Consider the following 1173-nt stretch of genomic DNA (forward strand, 5'->3'; position numbering starts at 1 on the left):
CGACGTCGTGGGGATCTGGACTTCGCCCTGGTTGTAGGTGCGAGCGTCGTAGTAGCCGGCCTTGATCGAGTCGTTGGAGTTGTAGGCCGGGTCGGTCAGCCAGTTCATCCAGACGTTCCAGTAGGTCCACTTGGGCTGGGCGGCCATCTGCGCGGGCTGCGGCACGCTGCCGACCTCGGCCAAGGCCATGGGCTTGGTGCCTGCGATGTTCTGGATCGCCTGGTACCAGTCGCTGGAGGGGAACTTGTTCACCCAGACGTCGAGCCCGACGACGTCCACGTAGCTGCTGCCCGGGTAGTAACTCGCCGCCTGGGAGGCGCCGCCGGCGACGTCTTTGGGAGCCCACACCCAGATGATGTTGTCGAGGCTCTTGGACTCCAGATAGTCGTGGGTGATCTGGAAGAGCCGCGCGCTGCCGTTCGCACCAGGGCGCCCGCCCCACCATGCCCAGCCCTCGTTCAGCTCGTGCTGCGGCCGGAACAGGACAGGGATACCGGCGTCCTTGAGCTGCTGGAAGTACGGCACGAACTGGTCGAGCTTGCGCTTGTAGTCGTTGTTGAGTGTGCTCCCGTCGGTGATGAGCTGGCTCCATTCGGAGTCCGACAGCTTGCTGCCCTTCACCGGGTTCGAGCCGCCCTCGAAGGAGCAAGTGGCCACGTCCGGGCGGCAGGCGTGCATCATCAGGCCGGGGAGGGTGCCGTTGGCCCACTCGGTCTTGGCCTCGTTGATCACCGTCTGCCGGTTGTTGATGTCGTCCTGACTGAACCCGAAGTCACCGTTCCAGACACCGGGGTTCAGGCCGGTGATGTCGTGGGCCTTGCGGACCCATTGCGCCGGGTCGCTGTTGGCGCCGCCCTGCTGGCCGGAGAGGACGTGGTTGCCGGTGAGGCTCTTGAGGTACGCGATCTCGTCGGCTCTGGTGACTCCGGCCGGTCCGGGCGGCGCCGCGGAGGCGGAGCCTCCGGTGACCGTGAGCGCGACACCTGCGACAGCGGCCACTGATGCTGTGGCCACAAGGGCTCGTGTTCTGGCACGTAGGGACATGAACGAGTGCCTTTCCTGTGGGGGGTTGCGGGGTGCGTCGGGTGTCAGGTGGGGAGGTGCCAGGTTTGCCAGGGGTTGGTGTTGCGGTCGTAGATCTGGAGGCGGGTGCTGTTGGTGGTGTTGCCGCCT

The 1173-nt window shown here is 65.9% G+C and carries 1 protein-coding gene; it reads right to left on the reverse strand.

The features are described from left to right. Nucleotides 1–1014, reverse strand: a 1014-nt coding sequence (locus HY68_RS26960) for a glycosyl hydrolase (RefSeq protein ID WP_241778691.1), incomplete at its 3' end; no start/stop codon positions are given. Nucleotides 1015–1173: the final 159 nt, after the last annotated feature.

The sequence above is a fragment of the Streptomyces sp. AcH 505 genome, from assembly GCF_000818175.1.
Classification (GTDB): Bacteria; Actinomycetota; Actinomycetes; order Streptomycetales; family Streptomycetaceae; genus Streptomyces.